The sequence below is a fragment of the Arthrobacter sp. BL-252-APC-1A genome, from assembly GCF_009696625.1.
In the GTDB taxonomy this organism is placed as follows: Bacteria; Actinomycetota; Actinomycetes; order Actinomycetales; family Micrococcaceae; genus Arthrobacter_B.
Window position 1 is genome coordinate 384,534 of sequence record NZ_VULS01000001.1, and the last position, 17,239, is coordinate 401,772.

The 17,239-nt window shown below is 64.0% G+C and carries 15 protein-coding genes; 7 read left to right on the forward strand and 8 right to left on the reverse strand.

The features are described from left to right. The first annotated feature begins 5 nt into the window (after positions 1 to 5). The 6 genes from whiA (at position 6) to secG (ending at position 5,421) form a co-directional block, all read left to right on the forward strand. Complete coding sequence (gene whiA, locus FYJ28_RS01775) at positions 6 to 986, forward strand: DNA-binding protein WhiA (protein ID WP_055241190.1); 981 nt, start codon at positions 6 to 8, stop codon at positions 984 to 986. 107 nt (positions 987 to 1,093) lie between these two features. Continuing rightward, positions 1,094 to 1,720 carry a superoxide dismutase gene (locus tag FYJ28_RS01780; protein ID WP_055241188.1) on the forward strand — a complete coding sequence of 209 codons (627 nt, stop codon included), beginning with the start codon at positions 1,094 to 1,096 and terminating at the stop codon, positions 1,718 to 1,720. A gap of 222 nt (positions 1,721 to 1,942) precedes the next feature. After that, positions 1,943 to 2,947: a type I glyceraldehyde-3-phosphate dehydrogenase gene (gene gap, locus FYJ28_RS01785; protein WP_326831442.1), complete on the forward strand. Its 1,005-nt coding sequence runs from the start codon at positions 1,943 to 1,945 to the stop codon at positions 2,945 to 2,947. Positions 2,948 to 2,983: 36 nt separating this feature from the next. Beyond that, positions 2,984 to 4,210: a phosphoglycerate kinase gene (locus FYJ28_RS01790; RefSeq protein ID WP_154578069.1), complete on the forward strand. Its 1,227-nt coding sequence runs from the start codon at positions 2,984 to 2,986 to the stop codon at positions 4,208 to 4,210. A gap of 90 nt (positions 4,211 to 4,300) precedes the next feature. Then, a complete protein-coding gene (tpiA, locus tag FYJ28_RS01795; protein ID WP_154578070.1) occupies positions 4,301 to 5,116 on the forward strand; it encodes a triose-phosphate isomerase in 816 nt (271 codons plus the stop codon). A 53-nt stretch (positions 5,117 to 5,169) separates the two neighbouring features. Beyond that, a complete protein-coding gene (secG, locus tag FYJ28_RS01800; RefSeq protein ID WP_055241180.1) occupies positions 5,170 to 5,421 on the forward strand; it encodes a preprotein translocase subunit SecG in 252 nt (83 codons plus the stop codon). A 101-nt stretch (positions 5,422 to 5,522) separates the two neighbouring features. Here the strand turns inward: secG and pgl are convergent, their stop codons facing one another. From pgl to tkt, 6 genes are read right to left on the reverse strand one after another with little or no spacing between them, the layout of a single operon-like run. Beyond that, complete coding sequence (gene pgl, locus FYJ28_RS01805) at positions 5,523 to 6,335, reverse strand: 6-phosphogluconolactonase (RefSeq protein ID WP_154578071.1); 813 nt, start codon at positions 6,333 to 6,335, stop codon at positions 5,523 to 5,525. Further along, positions 6,332 to 7,267: a glucose-6-phosphate dehydrogenase assembly protein OpcA gene (locus FYJ28_RS01810; RefSeq protein ID WP_326831443.1), complete on the reverse strand. Its 936-nt coding sequence runs from the start codon at positions 7,265 to 7,267 to the stop codon at positions 6,332 to 6,334. The genes pgl and FYJ28_RS01810 overlap by 4 nt, the downstream gene beginning before the upstream one ends. Then, positions 7,264 to 8,808, reverse strand: coding sequence for a glucose-6-phosphate dehydrogenase (gene zwf, locus FYJ28_RS01815; protein ID WP_154578072.1), 1,545 nt, complete (start codon positions 8,806 to 8,808; stop codon positions 7,264 to 7,266). The genes FYJ28_RS01810 and zwf overlap by 4 nt, the downstream gene beginning before the upstream one ends. A 3-nt stretch (positions 8,809 to 8,811) precedes the next feature. Then, complete coding sequence (locus FYJ28_RS01820; RefSeq protein ID WP_154578073.1) at positions 8,812 to 10,428, reverse strand: glucose-6-phosphate isomerase; 1,617 nt, start codon at positions 10,426 to 10,428, stop codon at positions 8,812 to 8,814. A gap of 5 nt (positions 10,429 to 10,433) precedes the next feature. Beyond that, a complete protein-coding gene (tal, locus tag FYJ28_RS01825; protein WP_055241171.1) occupies positions 10,434 to 11,549 on the reverse strand; it encodes a transaldolase in 1,116 nt (371 codons plus the stop codon). A gap of 23 nt (positions 11,550 to 11,572) precedes the next feature. Continuing rightward, on the reverse strand, positions 11,573 to 13,762 hold the full coding sequence (gene tkt, locus FYJ28_RS01830) for a transketolase (protein WP_082413538.1): 2,190 nt from the start codon (positions 13,760 to 13,762) through the stop codon (positions 11,573 to 11,575). 469 nt (positions 13,763 to 14,231) lie between these two features. Here tkt and FYJ28_RS01835 point away from each other — a divergent pair, with 469 nt between their 5' ends. Continuing rightward, positions 14,232 to 15,128: a heme o synthase gene (locus FYJ28_RS01835; RefSeq protein WP_154578074.1), complete on the forward strand. Its 897-nt coding sequence runs from the start codon at positions 14,232 to 14,234 to the stop codon at positions 15,126 to 15,128. Here FYJ28_RS01835 and FYJ28_RS01840 read toward each other — a convergent pair. Continuing rightward, positions 15,070 to 16,149, reverse strand: coding sequence for a S41 family peptidase (locus tag FYJ28_RS01840; protein WP_154578075.1), 1,080 nt, complete (start codon positions 16,147 to 16,149; stop codon positions 15,070 to 15,072). The genes FYJ28_RS01835 and FYJ28_RS01840 overlap by 59 nt on opposite strands. Before the next feature lie 108 nt (positions 16,150 to 16,257). Continuing rightward, entirely contained in the window at positions 16,258 to 17,235 is a 978-nt protein-coding gene (locus FYJ28_RS01845; RefSeq protein WP_326831444.1) for a COX15/CtaA family protein, read from the reverse strand. Between the last annotated feature and the right edge of the window lie 4 nt (positions 17,236 to 17,239).

Genomic DNA, 17,239 nt, shown 5'->3' on the forward strand with positions numbered 1-17,239 from the left:
TTTTTGTGGCGCTGACTGCTGCAGTCAAAGAGGAACTTTCGCGCCTGAGCGTAAAGAAATCCTCGGTTCGTAAAGCCGAAGTCTCAGCGATGCTGCGCTTTGCAGGAGGCCTGCACATCATCTCGGGCCGGATCGTGATCGAAGCTGAGGTGGATCTTGCCTCCACTGCACGCCGGCTCCGCGCCGCCATCGCCGAGGTCTACGGGCACAGCAGTGACATTGTGGTGGTGTCCGGGACGGGCCTGCGCCGCGGAAACCGCTACATTGTGCGCGTGGTCAAGGACGGGGAGTCACTCGCCCGCCAGACCGGGCTCCTGGATGCACGGGGACGGCCGGTCCGCGGCCTGCCTTCGGTAGTCGTCAACGGTTCGGCAGCTGACGCAGAGGCAGTCTGGCGCGGCGCGTTCCTGGTTCATGGCTCCCTGACCGAGCCCGGGCGTTCCTCCTCGCTGGAGGTTACCTGCCCCGGCCCCGAAGCCGCACTGGCGCTCGTTGGTGCTGCCCGGCGGATCGGAATCCAGGCCAAGGCACGGGAAGTCCGCGGAGTGGACCGCGTGGTCATCCGTGACGGAGACACCATCGCAGCGCTCCTGACCCGGATGGGAGCACACGATGCCCTTATGGTTTGGGAAGAGCGCCGGATGCGCAAGGAAGTCCGTGCCACGGCCAACCGCCTGGCGAACTTCGACGACGCCAACCTCCGCCGTTCCGCACAGGCAGCGGTTGCGGCCGGCGCACGGGTTGAGCGTGCCCTGGAAATCCTGGGAGAAGACGTCCCCGAGCATCTGCGGTATGCCGGGGAACTGCGGGTGGCGCACAAGCAGGCCAGCCTGGATGAGCTGGGCCGCCTCGCCGACCCGCCTATGACCAAGGACGCCATTGCCGGCCGGATCCGGCGCCTGCTGGCCATGGCGGACAAGCGCGCCGTTGAGCTCGGTATCCCCGGCACTGAAGCCAATGTGACCCCTGAAATGCTAGACCAGTAACGTCTTGCATAGGATGGACTAAGTGTGCTGACTTACTCAGCACAAGACAGCTTCCGGATGGACACGCCACCCGGAGTTATGGATCCGACAATCAACGGAGGATTTTCGTGAACGAATACACACTGCCGGAACTGCCGTACGACTACGCAGCCCTCGAGCCCCACATCTCGGCACGCATCATGGAACTCCACCATGACAAGCACCACGCCACCTACGTAGCCGGCGCCAACACCGCACTGGCACAGATGGCCGAAGCCCGGGAAAAGGGCGAGTTCGGGAACATCCCCAAGCTCTCCAAGGACCTCGCGTTCCACCTCGGCGGACACACGAACCACTCCATCTTCTGGAACAACCTCTCTCCTGAGGGCGGCGACAAGCCCGTAGGCGAGCTCGCAGCAGCCATCGACGACTTCTTCGGATCCTTCGATGCCTTCCGCGGCCAGTTCACCGCAGCAGCCAACTCCCTCCAGGGATCGGGCTGGGCAATCCTGGCCTACGAGCCGCTGGGCGGCAACCTTGTCATCGAGCAGCTCTACGATCAGCAGGGCAACATCCCCGTAGGCACCATCCCGCTGCTGATGCTGGACATGTGGGAGCACGCCTTCTACCTGGACTACGTCAACGTGAAGGCTGACTACGTGAAGGCGTTCTGGAACATCGTCAACTGGGCCGACGTCGCGGCCCGCTTCGACGCTGCACGCGCCGGCGCCACGCAGCTGGTGCTGCCCGCCTAACACGTCTTAATTGCGTCCAGCACAGCAATTATCAGGTGCCGCCGGTCACACTCCGGCGGCACCTGCGCGTAAGATGAAGCAACGGCTCACGTGGTGCCCGACCGGCAATCCGTGCGCTGAAGCAGGTCCGGGACGCGCCGCTCCTGCGAAGTCAACTGAAGTGGCCTTTCCCCACTGAGGTCACTGATTCTCGAACGACCCGCTATCAAGGAGAGAACAAAAGTGACTACTCGTGTTGGAATCAACGGATTCGGGCGTATCGGACGCAACTACTTCCGGGCAGCACTCGAGCAGAACGCGGATTTGGACATTGTTGCGGTTAACGACCTGACAAGCCCTGAGACCCTTGCCCACCTGCTGAAGTATGACTCGGTTACCGGCCGCATCGGCGCCAGCGTGGAGGTCCAGGACGGCAACCTGGTGGTCGGCGGCAAAACGATCCGCGTCCTGGCAGAACGCGATCCGGCCCAGCTTCCCTGGAAGGATCTGGGAGTCGACATTGTTATTGAGTCGACCGGGTTCTTCACCAAGGCCGACGACGCCCGCAAGCACATCGATGCCGGAGCGAAGAAGGTGCTCATCTCGGCACCCGGCAAGGGCGCGGACCGCACGATCGTCATGGGTGTCAACGACAGCGAATACGATCCGGCCAATGACACCATCATTTCGAACGCCTCCTGCACCACCAACTGCCTGGCGCCCCTGGCTAAGGTCATCAACGATGCATTCGGTATCGAACGCGGCCTGATGACTACGGTGCACGCCTACACGGCAGACCAGAACCTGCAGGACGGACCGCACCGCGATCTGCGCCGGGCCCGCGCCGCTGCACTGAACATTGTTCCCACCACCACCGGCGCAGCCAAGGCAATCGGCCTGGTAATCCCCGAACTTGACGGCAAGCTCGACGGGTTCGCCCTCCGCGTCCCGGTACCCACGGGCTCCGTTACCGACCTGACGGTCACCCTCGCGAAGGAAGCGAGCGTGGAACAGATCCAGGAAGCCTACAAGGCCGCGGCCGAAGGCAACCTGAACGGTTACCTTCGCTACTCCGACGAACCGATCGTCTCCTCTGACATCGTGACGGACCCCGCATCCTGCATCTTTGATGCCCCGCTGACCAGGGTCATGGGCAACGAGGTCAAGGTAGTCGGCTGGTACGACAACGAATGGGGCTACTCCTGCCGTCTGGTGGACCTCACCTCGCTGGTAGCTTCCAAGCTCTAGGACCCCCGCCCGTACGGCAACGAAACAAAGGTTGACATGACAATTAAGACACTTGACGAACTGATCAGCGACGGCGTTGACAACAGGTACGTTCTGGTCCGCTCCGACCTCAACGTTCCGCTGGACGACGGAAAGGTTGCCGACGACGGCCGGATCCGCGCCTCGATTCCGACGCTGCAGCTGCTGGTGGAGCATGGCGCCAAGGTAATCGTCATGGCACACCTGGGCCGGCCCAAGGGCAAGCCGGACGAGAAGTACAACCTCCGCCCCGCTGCGGACCGGCTGGACGAGCTCGCCCCCTTTGCCGTGGAGTTCGCCGAGGACGTTGTGGGCACCAGCGCCAAGGAACTGGCGGGCTCGCTGGCGTCCGGCAGTGTGCTGGTCCTGCAGAACATCCGGTTTGATCCGAGGGAGACGTCCAAGGACGATTCCCAGCGAATGGAGCTCGCGCGGGAACTTGCCGGCCTTACCGGCGGCAGCGGCGCGTTCGTTGACGATGCTTTCGGCGCAGTGCACCGCAGGCACGCCAGCGTTTACGACATCGCGGAAGTCCTGCCAGCCTACGAAGGCAACCTTGTCCGCAGCGAACTCGAGGTCCTTTCCCGCCTCACAAAGGATCCTGCCAAGCCGTACGTGGTGGTCCTGGGCGGTTCGAAGGTCTCGGACAAGCTGGCAGTCATCGAGAACCTCATGACGCGGGCAGACTACCTCCTGGTCGGCGGCGGGATGGTCTTCACCTTCCTCGCAGCGCAGGGCCACAAGGTGGGTGCTTCCCTGCTTGAGGAAGACCAGATCGACACCGTCAAGGACTACCTGTCCCGGGCCAGGGAAGCCGGCTGCGAGTTCATCCTCCCGACGGACATTGTGGTGGCGGACAAATTCGCGGCCGACGCGGACCATGAAGTGGTTTCGGCGGACGCCATGGAGGACAGCCGGTTTGGTGCCTCAGGCATTGGCCTGGACATTGGTCCGGCCTCGGGGGCAGCTTTTGCGGACCGTATCCGCTCCGGCGCCACGGTCTTCTGGAACGGTCCCATGGGTGTCTTTGAATTCGATGCCTTTGCCGGCGGCACGCGGGCAGTTGCAGAGGGCCTGAAGGAGTGCTCCGGCCTGACGGTGGTGGGTGGAGGCGACTCTGCTGCAGCCGTACGCAAGCTGGGGTTCTCCGACAGCGACTTCTCGCACATCTCCACGGGCGGCGGGGCCAGCCTGGAGTACCTTGAAGGCAAGGAACTTCCGGGAATCGCCGTCCTCGACAAGTAGGCTGCGCACGGGCCCGCCGGACTACCTCCGGCGGGCCCGTTCCCGTGTCCGCAGCACCGAATACAAAACCACAACGAAACCGGAGCAGAGATGACCAGCTCGACCAACGGCAAGTACGACCGCACACCGCTGATCGCGGGCAACTGGAAAATGAACATGGACCACGTCCAGGGCATCACGCTGCTGCAGAAGCTGGCGTGGACCCTCAGCGACGCCCGGCATGATTACGGCCGTGTCGAGGTTGTCGTGTTCCCGCCGTTCACTGACCTGCGCAGCACCCAGACCCTCGTCCAGGGCGACAAGCTCAAGATAGGCTACGGCGCCCAGGACCTTTCCCCGGAAGACTCCGGAGCGTACACGGGCGACATTTCCGGACAGTTCCTTTCCAAGCTCGGCTGCAGCTATGTCCTGGTTGGGCACAGTGAGCGCCGCAGCGTGCACGGAGAGTCCGACGAACTCCTCAACGCAAAGCTGAAGGCCGCCCTCCGCAACGGTCTTGTGCCGGTTCTCTGCGTGGGCGAGGGCCTGGCTGAACGGCAGGCAGGGAACCACCTGCTTCACACCCTGGAACAGGTCCGGAACGATCTGGTGGGCCTCTCCGCCGAGGAAGTGTCCAAGATCGTGATCGCCTACGAGCCGGTCTGGGCCATCGGCACCGGTGAGGTCGCCGGACCGGAGGATGCACAGGAAATGTGCAGCACCATCAGGGATGAGCTTGCGGATCTTTACGACGACGCCGTGGCGGCGAAGGTGCGCCTGCTGTACGGCGGTTCGGTGAAAGCCGCGAATGCCGCCAGCATCCTCAAGGAGCGGGACGTCGATGGCGTGCTGGTCGGCGGGGCGAGTTTGGATGTATCCGAATTTGCTAATATTGTCAGGTTTGAAGAACATCTGGTGACCGACTGACCTGCTCAGCGGCAAGGTCTCCAATCTGATGTGTCACCCGTGAAAGGCCGTAAGTGGAAATTCTGAAGATCATCCTGCTTGTCCTGCTTGGGATCAGCAGTCTGCTGCTGACCCTCCTGATTCTCCTGCACAAGGGACGTGGCGGCGGCATGTCAGATATGTTCGGCGGCGGCATGAGCACGAGCATGGGTTCTTCCGGCGTCGCTGAAAAGAACCTCAACCGCTTCACCGTTATCCTCGGCGTCTCCTGGGGCCTGATCATTGTCGCCCTGGGCCTGATCCAGCGTTTCTCCGGCGAATCGTAGGATCCCCGGGCAGACAAAACGCTTACAACATAAAAGGATGGCCCCGGACTTTTGTCCGGGGCCATCCTTTTATGTTGTAAGCCTTGAATTAGACCGCGGTCCTAGGACTCGTGGTCCCCGGCTTCGAGCAGCCGGTCAGGCAGCTGCGAGGCAGCGGCCTGATCGATGAGCCAGCGGGTCTTTTGCTGTCCGCGCGGTCCCGCTGCAGGAACCTGAACGGGACCGGCACCGGCCAGTGCCAGGCCAACAGCGCCGGCCTTGTCTTCCCCGGCAACCGTCAGCCAGACTTCCTCGGCCGAGTTGATGGCTTCGAGCGTCAGCGAGACCCGCTCAGGCGGAGGCTTGGGGGAGTTGCGAACCGCTACCGTTGTCTGTCCCGTAGTGCGGATACCCGCCATCTCAGGGAAGAGTGAGGCAACATGGGCATCATGACCGACGCCAAGCAGCAGAACATCAAAGCGGGGCAAACGGGGATCCGCTTCAGTAAATCCGTCGGCCAGTACCTCGCTCTGCGCCGCCAGCTCCAGCTCAGCGGCATAGATTTCAGCAGCCTCTTCGACCGTGGCAGCTTCTGCCGTCGAGGGCACCTCGTGCACACGGTCCTGGTCCGCGCCCAGGGGCAGGAGAAAGGCTTTCTGCGCCGCCAGTGCGTTCCGGTCGGGCGAATCGGGAGCTACGAAACGCTCGTCTCCCCACCAGAAGTTGACTCGCTTCCAGTCAACTGCCGTCCGCGCCGGTGCAGCGGCAACCGATGCAAGGACAGCCACCCCGGCGCTGCCTCCGGTGAGCACAACCGTTGCCTCGCCCCGACGGCTCTGTACGTCGATGAGTTTCGTGATCAGCCGTCCCGCGGTGGCCGAAACCAGCGCATCAAAATCCGGGTGGATGGTCACGCCTTTGGGGGAGTGCCTCATGCGGTGGTCCCTTCCGGAGCCAGGCACGCGGCCAGCCCCTGGGTTAGTACTTCTCCGAATACTTCGTCAGGGTCCAGCCGCCGCAGCTCTTCTGCAAGGCACTCGTGCAGGCCACGCAGCGGCAGGGCGATCCGCTGTTCAGGCTGGCCCGGCTGGGTCAGGTATGCAGTACTGCCCTCTGGGCGGCGAAGTTCAAGGTCTCCGCCGTCCCGCTCTATGCGGACCCTGCGGATCCCGGCGCCTGCCGGATCTTCAATAATCTCGACGGGCACCTTGAGGGCATGCTTAAGCCACGCAGCGAGCAGGAACGTGCTGGCGGAATCAGAGGCACCCTCCACCACGATCGACTGGATACCGTCTGCACCGTTCTGCTCGAGCACAGCCGCCAGCTGGATTCGCCAGTGTGTCAGCCGGGTCCAGCTGAGGTCCGTGTCTCCATCCGCATAGGTCTTGCTGAGGTCCAGCAGGGCCTGCTTGGGGTCTGGTTCGTTGGCGGCGTCGGTAATCCGGCGGTGGGCAATGCGCCCAAGCGGGGTGGAGGCGGCCGAATGCGGAAGCCCGTGCGGCCACCAGACAACAATCGGTGCGTCGGGCAGGAGCAGCGCCGAAACCAGGGACTCACTTTCGGCAGCCAGCTCGCCGTAGCCGTACAGCAGGATCACATCCGACGCGCCGGCGTCGCCCCCCACGCGGATCTGTGCGTCGAGGCGGGACGGTTCATCCGGGGATCCGGCGGCAAGTACGATCACGCGGCAGGGGTGTTCGCGGCTGGCATCGTTGGCGGCCTCGATGGCTTCTTCGACGTAGTCCGGCTCCGTCACCACGACCAGTGTCAGCACACGGCCCAGGGCAACCACACCGCCCTTGTCCCGCATACCGACGATCTTCTTGGACACCTTCGAGGTGGTGGTGTCCGGCAGGTCAACTATCACGGCCTTCTCCAGGTCCTTCCGTCGCGGGCAAGCAGTTCGTCGGCAGAAGCGGGTCCCCAGCTGCCCGGGGCATAGGGTTCAGGCTGTTCATCGAGGGAGGCCCAATACTCTTCAAAGGGGTCTACGATTTTCCAGGAGAGCTCCACTTCCTGGTGCCGGGGGAACAGCGGCGGCTCACCCAGCAGTACGTCCAGGATCAGGCGTTCGTATGCCTCGGGACTGGATTCGGTGAAGGAATGGCCATAGCCGAAGTCCATCGACACATCCCGCACTTCCATCTGGGTCCCGGGCACCTTTGAACCGAAACGAATCGTTGCGCCCTCATCTGGCTGGACACGGATCACTACGGCGTTCTGGCCGAAGTCGTCCTCCGCGTGGTCGCGGAACAAGAGATTCGGAGCGCGCTTGAAGACGACGGCGATTTCCGTGACCCTGCGGCCCAGACGTTTGCCTGCCCGCAGGTAGAAGGGAACCCCTGCCCACCGGCGCGTATTGATGTCCAGGCGCACGGCAGCGAAGGTCTCAGTCCTGGATTCAGGGTTGAATCCTTCTTCCTCCAGAAACCCGGTGACCTTCTCACCGCCCTGCCATCCGCCGGTGTACTGTCCCCGGGCGGAATGCCGGGAAAGGTCCTGGGGCAGCCGGACCGCGGCCAGGACCTTCTCCTTCTCCGCACGCAAATGCCCGGCGTTGAAGGAGATCGGCTCTTCCATGGCGGTCAGGGCCAGGAGCTGGAGCAGGTGGTTCTGGATGACATCGCGTGCCGCGCCAACGCCGTCGTAATAACCGGCCCTGCCGCCGATGCCGATGTCTTCAGCCATCGTGATCTGGACGTGGTCAACGTAGTTCGCGTTCCAGATGGGTTCGAACAACTGGTTGGCGAAGCGAAGTGCCAGGATGTTCTGGACCGTTTCCTTGCCGAGATAGTGGTCTATCCGGAAGACGGAATCGGCAGGGAACACGGACTCGACAACGTGGTTGAGGTCGCGGGCCGACTGCAGGTCGTGGCCGAACGGTTTCTCGATGACCACCCGCCGCCAGCTGCCGCCGGACGAATCCGCGAGGCCGTGGCTTGAAAGCTGCTGGCAGACCTGTTCGAAGCTCTTGGGCGGTACCGAAAGGTAGAACGCCACGTTGCCGCGCGTACCGCGCTTTTCATCCAGGTCCTGAAGCGTGCTGCGCAGTGTGTCGAATGCCTTGTGGTCGTCGAAACCGCCCTGGACAAAGCGGATGCCTTCAACCAGCTGTTCCCAGACGTTTTCGCTGAAGTCCGTGCGGGACCCCTCCTGCACGGCTTCCTTGACGTAGCCGGCGAAGTCCGAGTCGCTCCATTCCCGGCGCCCAAAACCAACGAGCGAAAAACTGGGCGGAAGCAGTCCCCGGTTGGCGAGGTCGTACACGGCAGGAATGAGTTTCTTGCGGGCCAGGTCACCGGTCACGCCGAAGATAACCAGCGAGGACGGCCCCGCGATCCGGCTGAGGCGCCGGTCGCGGGGGTCCCTTAACGGAGAAGCGGAACCGGTCTCTTCCTTATGGAACATCGGCTACTTACCACCCAGATCCTGGATTGCAGCGGCCAGCTGTGCCACTCCGGCGTCCCGGTTGAGCAGGTTCAGCCGGAGGACAGGCCGGCCGTGATCCGCCAGAACCTGTGCGTCGCCTGCTGCCTGCGCCGCGATGAGCTCGCCAAAGGTAAACGGACGGCCGGGGATGGCCTGGTCTCCGGCGGGGGTGCCGGTGATCTGAAGGTACACGCCCTGGGCTGGACCGCCCTTGTGGAACTGTCCGGTGGAGTGCAGGAACCGCGGCCCCCAGCCGAAAGTGACGGGGCGGCCAGTTGCCTGGGCCAGTTCGGGACGGATCTTTTCCAGTTCCGTCTGCTTGGCCCGGTCCAGGTAAGCCTGCACGCTGAGGTAGCCGTCCCCGCCAAGCTGGCCAAGGAGCGCCTGCAGCGCACCAGTGAGGGTGTGGGTATCACCCAGCAGGGCTTCCTCGCCGCGGACCTCGACAGATCCGTCAACGAAGGACGCCGCTACCGGCTCCGGCTGGGCGTCAAGGAGGCCGCGGGCTGCCTTTTTGGCCGCTTCGACGTCCGGCTGGTCGAAGGGGTTGATGCCCAGGAGCCGGCCAGCAACTGCGGTCGCGTACTCCCAGAGCATCATCTGGGCGCCAAGGCTGCCGGAAACGACCACCTGGTCACCTTCCGGGAGTGCTTCGGAGTCGGGTGAAACAATCCGTACCACCAGGACGTCAGGTGCGCCGCTCAGGGTTTCCGGCGCACCGGGTTCGGCTACGACCGGCAGGATGCCCGTCTGCAGCTTGCCGGTGGACTCCGCAATGAGCTGCTCGGCCCAGTCAGGGAAACCCGCAAGTCCGGATTCCTCATCGACGATCACGATCTTGTTCCGCAGCGGATTGGTTCCGCCCAGGGCAGCACCCAGGGCGAGTCCGATGTTGTCCTCCGCGTTGTCGCTGAGGATTTCGGCCGTGTCTTCGGCTGCATCAAGCAGCCCTTCAATGTCCGCCCCGGCGAGGCCGGAGGGAACCAGGCCAAAGGCCGTGAGTGCCGAATAGCGGCCGCCCACGTTCGGGTCTGCATTGAACACGGCACGGTAGCCGGCCTCCCGGGCTGCCGCATCAAGCGGCGATCCGGGGTCGGTGACGACGACGATGCGCGACTTCGCGTCGATCCCCGCCGTCGTGAAAGCGTCCTCGAAGGCACGCCGCTGGGAGTCTGTTTCCACTGTGGACCCCGACTTGGAAGAGACCACCAGCACGGTGGACGCGAGGTCCTCCGCGAGGGCGGCAGCAACCGAGTCGGGGTCAGTGGAATCAAGAACCGTCAGGCTCACGCCTGCAGTTCGGGTGATGACCTCCGGGGCAAGCGAGGAACCGCCCATGCCGGCCAGGACCACGCGGTCCACGCCTTCGGCGGCGAGTTCCTCACGGAGTTCCCGGATGTGTCCCAGAAGCGGCCGGGAGCTTGGCGCCGGATTCAGCCAGCCGAGCCGGATCGAAGCTTCAGCTTCAGCGTCCGGCCCCCACAGCGTGGGGTCCTGGGCGAGGAGCCTGGTGGCTACCTCGTCCCGGACCAGCGCAGGGACGTGGGCCTCCACGGCTTCGCGGGCGGCTCCGGCTGCTTCAAAGGACAGGGTCGTCATGGGTGCTAGGCCTTCCGTGCGTTTTCCAGTGCGGCGGTTACGGTTTCCAGCAGTTCGCCCCAGGAAACCACGAACTTATCCAGGCCCTCGGTTTCAAGGACGGCTACGACGTCGTTGTAGTCAACGCCTGCTGCGTCCAGGTCATCGAGGACGGCAGCGGATTCGGCGTATGTCCCGGTGATGGTGTCTCCGGTGATCCTGCCGTGGTCCGCAGTGGCTTCCAGGGTCTTCTCCGGCATGGTGTTCACAACGCCGGCTGCCACCAGCTCGGTGACGTAGAGGGTGTCCGGCAGCGCCGGATCCTTGACGCCGGTGGAGGCCCAGAGCGGACGCTGCGCATTGGCTCCGGCCGCAGCCAGGACCTGCCAGCGTTCGGTTGCGAAGGACTCCTCAAAGACCTGGTAGGCAAGACGGGCGTTGGCCAGGCCGGCCTTGCCCTTCAGTGCCTTCGCGGCGTCCGTCCCGACGGCGTCGAGGCGCTTGTCGATCTCAGAGTCGACACGGGAGACGAAGAAGGAGGCAACGGAGTGGATCTTGGAGAGATCGTGGCCGTTCTCGCGGGCCTGCTCGATGCCGGCCATGAACGCGTTGATGACCTCGCGGTAGCGCTGGAGCGAGAAGATCAGGGTGACGTTGACGCTGATGCCTTCGGCCAGGACTGCGGTGATGGCCGGGAGGCCCTCCTCAGTTGCCGGGATCTTGATCAGGACATTGCTGCGGCCAACTTTGTCGAAGAGTTCCTTGGCCTCGTTGATGGTGCCCTGGGTGTCGCGGGACAGGCGGGGGTCAACTTCGATTGAAACCCGGCCGTCGACGCCGCCGGTAGCTTCCGCCACGGGGGCGAAGACATCGCAGGCCTGGATGACGTCGTCGGTGGTGATCTCGAAGACGGCCTTGTCCACGTCGGCTCCGCTGGCAGCGAGCTGCTCAACCTGGGTCGCGTAGGACTCGCCGTTGGCCAGGGCAGCCGCGAAGATGCTCGGGTTGGTGGTGACGCCGACGACGTTGCGGGCGGTGATGAGGTCCTTTAGGGAACCGGAGGTGATGCGTTCACGGGACAGGTCGTCGAGCCAGATGGATACGCCGGCTTCGGAAAGGGCGGCGGTGGGGGTGGAAGACATTGGTGTTCTCCTTGCTTTCGCGGTTACTTCTGGTCGCCGGTCTCGGTGGAGGCGGCGCCGGAAGGTGCTGCAGGCGTGCCTGCGGGGGCTGCGTCATGGCCGTGCACGGCTGCCAGGGAGTCCCGGGCTGCCTGGGCAACGGCGTCGGCAGTGATGCCGAACTCATTGAACAGAGTCTTGTAGTCGGCTGAAGCGCCGAAGTGTTCCAGGGAAACCATGCGGCCGTCGTCACCGACGAATTCGCGCCAGCCCTGGGCGATACCGGCTTCCACCGACACCCGGGCCTTGACCGAACGCGGCAGGACGGACTCGCGGTACTCAGCGTCCTGGCGGTTGAACCACTCGACGCTGGGCATGGAAACGACGCGGGCGGCAATGCCTTCGGCCGCCAGTGCTTCGCGGGCCTGGACGGCCAGCTGTACCTCGGAGCCGGTTCCAATCAGGATGACGTCCGGGGTCACGGTCTCGCCGCCGCGCACGGCTTCGGCCAGTACGTACCCGCCGCGGGCTGCGCCGTCGGCTGCACCGAAGGAACCGGCGTCTGCCGCTCCGGTGCCGCGCTCCCAGGTGGGAACATTCTGCCGGGTCAGCACAATGCCTGCCGGGTTTTCAGTGTTCTCCAGGATGGTGCGCCAGGCAACGGCCACCTCGTTTGCATCCGCAGGACGGACGACGTCGAGCCCCGGGATGGCGCGGAGGGACGCGAGCTGCTCCACCGGCTGGTGGGTCGGTCCGTCTTCGCCAAGGCCAATCGAGTCGTGCGTCCACACGTAGATGGAGGGCACACCCATCAGCGCGCCGAGGCGGACCGCGGGGCGCTGGTAGTCGCTGAAGATCAGGAACGTGCCGGAGAAGGCGCGGGTGTTGCTGGACATGGTGATGCCGTTGACGATCGCAGCTGCGGCGTGTTCACGGATACCGAAGTGCAGGACCCGGCCGTACGGACCGCCGGACCATGCCGCGGTCTGCCGTCCGGCAGGTACGAATGACTCCGCACCCTCAATGGTGGTGTTGTTGGACTCGGCAAGGTCTGCCGATCCGCCCCACAGCTCCGGAAGAACCGGGCCGATGGCGCTGAGCACCTTGCCGGAGGCGGCGCGGGTGGAAACGTCCTTGCCGGCTTCGAAGGCAGGCAGGGATTCTTCCCAGCCTGCGGGCAGCTTGCCTGCCTGGATGCGCTCCAGCAGGGCGGCGCCTTCCGGGTTCGACTCCTGCCAGGCGGCGAAGGAATCATTCCAGAGCGCGTGCTCTTCTGCGCCGCGGGAACGGACCTCACGGGCGTGGGCCAGTACGTCGGGATCGACGTCGAAGGTCTTTTCCGGATCAAAGCCCAGGGTTTCCTTCAGCGCAGCGACCTCGTCCCGGCCGAGTGCCGAACCGTGGATCTTGCCGGTGTTCTGCTTGTTCGGGGCTGGCCAGCCGATGATGGTGCGCAAGGAGATGATCGAGGGCCGGTTCGTCTCGGCCTTGGCCGCGGCAAGAGCGTCGTAGAGGCCGTTGACGTCTTCGCGGTATTCCCCGCCTGCAGTCCAGTCAACGCGCTGGGTGTGCCAGCCGTAGGCTTCGTATCGCTTGAGGACGTCCTCGGTGAAGGCGATGTCCGTGTCGTCCTCAATGGAGATGTGGTTCTCGTCGTAGATCACCACAAGGTTGCCCAGTTCCTGGTGCCCGGCCAGCGAGGAAGCCTCAGCCGTCACGCCTTCCTGCAGGTCACCGTCGGAGGCAATGACCCAGATGGTGTGGTCGAAGGGGCTGGAGCCTGCGGGGGCATCGGCGTCGAACATTCCGCGGAGGCGGCGCTGCGCGAACGCGAAGCCAACTGCGGAGGCCAGCCCCTGGCCCAGCGGCCCGGTGGTGATTTCAACGCCGTCGGTGTGGCGGTACTCGGGGTGGCCCGGAGTCTTGGAGCCCCAGGTACGCAGGGCCTTCAGGTCATCGAGCTCAAGTCCGTAACCGGACAGGAAGAGCTGGATGTAAAGGGTCAGCGACGTGTGTCCGGGGGAGAGGACGAAACGGTCGCGTCCAAGCCAGTGCGGATCCGCGGGATCGTGGCGCATGACTTTCTGGAACAGCAGATAAGCTGCCGGAGCCAGGCTCATGGCGGTTCCGGGATGCCCGTTGCCGACCTTCTCAACGGCGTCGGCGGCCAGGACGCGGACAGTGTCTACTGCCTTGCTGTCCGTCTCGCTCCAGGTCAGGTTCTGCTCTTCCAAATGTGGCACGTTTACCGGGCCCCTCTCTCTACGGATCACCGGTGCATTAGGCACCGGAAGCGGCTTCTGCCGCTCCAACCGGATCTTGCGGTGTTTCTAACGGAACACAGGCGAGGCCCTGCTTGTTCCAGCGGGCCGTCGGCCCCCGGCAAACCGGCAGGTCAGCCAGCCTCCCACGGCAATGTTTGCGCACGGGGCCAATGTCCGCTTCAACCTTATCCCGAAGGCCCGGCCAATTGGCGTATCGTGTCCCGCATTCACTGGGGAAAAAGGGGTGCGCGGGGGCCACAGCATCCCAATGCCCGTGCAGAACGCCTCCGGGGCGGGTACCTGCTTCGTTTTCTACAGGGGATAGAGGTTATGATGAGCGTGGACTTTTACGGCCCAGACAGGATTCCAGACAGGACTGAGTGATCGTTTCGTGAGTACGCAGCATGCCCCCGCCGAGGTTCCGGTATACACCGGAAAAATGAGCGTGGGACGTAAGCTTCGGGCCTATGTGGCCCTCACGAAGCCGCGCGTGATCGAACTTCTTCTGGTCACCACCCTTCCCACCATGTTCTTTGCGCAGGGCGGAGTTCCCTCGGTCTGGCTCATGGTGTCAACCATGGTCGGCGGCGCCCTGGCAGCAGCCAGTGCCGGTGTTTTTAACTGCTACATCGACAGGGACATGGACCGGCTGATGCGCCGGACCGAAAAGCGCCCGCTGGTTACGGGTGAGGTCAGCCCGCGCGAAGCCCTGGTATTCGGCTGGACGCTTGGAATCGTCTCGATTGCCCTGCTCTGGTTCGGTGCCAATCCGCTCACCGGCCTCCTGGGTCTCGGCGCGATCCTGCTCTACGTGGTGTTCTACACTCTGATCCTCAAGCGCCGAACCACCCAGAACATTGTCTGGGGCGGAGCAGCCGGCTGCATGCCTGTGCTGATCGCCTGGGCCGCCGTGACGAACACCGTCGAGTGGCCTGCCGTGATCCTCTTTATGGTGATCTTCCTCTGGACGCCTCCGCACTACTGGCCGCTGTCCATGAAGTACGGCGAGGACTACCGCAACGCCTCGGTTCCCATGCTCGGAGCCGTTGCCGGTGCGAAGGTGGTCTCCGTGCAGGTTGTCCTGTACGCCTACGCCACGGTCGTCTGCTCGCTGCTCCTGATTCCGGTTGGCGGTGCCGGCTGGGTCTACACCGCCGGAGCCGTCCTCAGCGGCGCATGGTTCCTTGCAGAAACCCATCGCCTCCACGCCCGGGCCCAGCGGGGCGAGGTCACGGACAAGACGGCCATGAAGGTCTTCCACGGTTCGATCAGCTACCTCACCATCCTCTTCGTGGCGCTGGCCGTCGATCCCTTCGTCGGCGGACCGCTTCTCTAGCAGCTCTGCTAGCGCGAACCATCTCACAGGTTTCCCTGAGCCACTCGGTGGCCGCGGACAGCGGGTCATCGGAGGCTGTATGTACCGGAAGAGCACCGTCTGCGGGTACCCCGGAGCTGTTGGCCATGTAGGCGCGGGTGACCCGGAGAACCGCACCGTCAGGCATAGTCTTCGTCACGTTTCCGGTTGACAGTCCTGCTGTATCCGCTCCGAACGTCCTGACTCCGTCTCGGGACATGAAAGTGATAACGACAGCCTCTGCCGAACCTGCTGTCGAACCTGACTGAAGGACGGCGACCGGCAGGTGGCTCATATCTGCGGCCCGGCTGGAGGCGCCCGCCTGGTATTCACCATTCTGAAAAATCCCCCCGTCCCTGGCTGCGACCGCCGAACTGTTTCCGTCCCGATCAATAAACTGCATCAGTGTGCCTTCGGGGAGAAGCGGTGTGACGGCGCTAATCATGGGCAGCATATTTCCGCCGTAGTTCTCCCTCACATCGACGATCCAGCCGCATTGCGTTTCGGCGGAGAGCCTTGCTATCTCATCCCACCCCGCTTCGGCATACTCTTCAATGTGTTCCGGCCGGGGTGATCTGAACGCCGGTATGTTGAGGACCGCCACACCGTCACCGAGCAGTTCGGCTTCAGGAGTGTGAATGAAGCTGTACCCCGGGGGATTCGGGGTCGGCTCCCTCAGTGCGCTGTGCCTGCCTCCTGCCAGATCAATAACTTCCTTTAGCGCCGGGTAGGTTTCATCCGGAGATTTGGCGCCGGCGGTCTGTTCAAGAGCCCGCTCCCTGACCGCAGGCCAATCGATGTCTTCGAGATAGAGCCCATTGGCCTCGATAAAATCGAGTGCTTCAGAGACGTATGCGTTTGGCTCAAACTCCCACAGCGCTGCAGCCGTCTCGACGGGCGGTGACAGGTCATCTCCGGTCGAATCCAGGTTTGCCGTATAGGCGGTTTGTGCCAGCAGGGCGATAAGCATCGCGCCGGCAATGCCCGCAGATCTTGTATTCATGGGTGACCCTCCGGAGTTTTCCAGACAATCTACCCGGGCCGAGGGTCACCTTAACGAGCGAATCCCGCGAAACCAGGGGTTTCGCGGGATTCGGCGGCGACTGCGTAACTAGTCCCTTGCCTCCGAAGACGCATAGACCGCACCCGGCACCTTGTGCGAGAGCGCCGTGTACACAACGTAGGCCGCAGCACCGGTGAGCAGCGAGGCTCCCAGCATGTGCAGTGCCACCAGGACGATCGGCAGGTGGAGAAAATGCTGTACATAGCCGATCACTGCCTGGGCCAGAACAACGACGGCGAAGACCACCAGGGAACGCCGCAGCCGGACATCCGCGGTACGTCGGTAAACCAGGTACAGCGCCACGGCCGTGGCGAAGACCAGCAGGTAGACCGGGACAACGTGGAGACGGGTAATGAAGTCCGGATCCAGGCCGTTGCGGGCAGCACCGTGGTCACCGGCATGCGGGCCGGAACCGGTCACCATGACCCCGAGCACGACGGTAATCGCCGTCAGCACGCCGATCGCCCAGACCAGCGGACGCAGGGGGCGGTCAGCCAGTGGTGCGTTGCCCTCGGCAAGCTGTCCGCTTGTCAGCCACGCCCGGTTCACCAGCACTACAGCCACGCTGATAATGACCATCGAAACAATGAAGTGCAGGCCGACCACCCAGGGGTTCAGGTCGGTCCACACCGTAATGCCGCCAATGAAGGCCTGGGCCGGGATGCCGGCCAGGGCCGCCGCGGAAAGCCACAGCAGGTCCGGGCGCGTGGACCGCGCCTTCCACACTGAAGCAAGCATGCCAAATGCAATCGCGGCCAGGACAAACGTCAGCAGCCGGTTGCCGAACTCGATGATGCCGTGAACGCCCATTTCCGGCGTCGTGACCAGCGAATCCGCCGTGCACAGCGGCCATTCGGGGCAGCCCAGCCCTGAAGCGGTCAGCCGCACGGCGCCGCCGGTGACCACAATGGCAATGTTGGCCACCAGGGTAGCCACCGCGAGGGTGCGGACCAGCTTGCCTGTGGCGGGCCCAGCGGAAAGCTCGGCCTTCCGTGCTGCGGGAGCGGGAGCGGGGGTATTGGACACGGGA

Excerpts from the sequence above, each read along its gene's own strand:
- FYJ28_RS01790 (WP_154578069.1), top strand. The coding sequence starts at position 2,984 with ATGACAATTAAGACACTTGACGAACTGATCAGCGACGGCGTTGACAAC.
- tpiA (WP_154578070.1), top strand. The coding sequence starts at position 4,301 with ATGACCAGCTCGACCAACGGCAAGTACGACCGCACACCGCTGATCGCG.
- pgl (WP_154578071.1), bottom strand. The coding sequence starts at position 6,335 with ATGAGGCACTCCCCCAAAGGCGTGACCATCCACCCGGATTTTGATGCG.
- zwf (WP_154578072.1), bottom strand. The coding sequence starts at position 8,808 with ATGTTCCATAAGGAAGAGACCGGTTCCGCTTCTCCGTTAAGGGACCCC.
- FYJ28_RS01820 (WP_154578073.1), bottom strand. The coding sequence starts at position 10,428 with ATGACGACCCTGTCCTTTGAAGCAGCCGGAGCCGCCCGCGAAGCCGTG.
- tal (WP_055241171.1), bottom strand. The coding sequence starts at position 11,549 with ATGTCTTCCACCCCCACCGCCGCCCTTTCCGAAGCCGGCGTATCCATC.
- FYJ28_RS01835 (WP_154578074.1), top strand. The coding sequence starts at position 14,232 with ATGAGCGTGGGACGTAAGCTTCGGGCCTATGTGGCCCTCACGAAGCCG.
- FYJ28_RS01840 (WP_154578075.1), bottom strand. The coding sequence starts at position 16,149 with ATGAATACAAGATCTGCGGGCATTGCCGGCGCGATGCTTATCGCCCTG.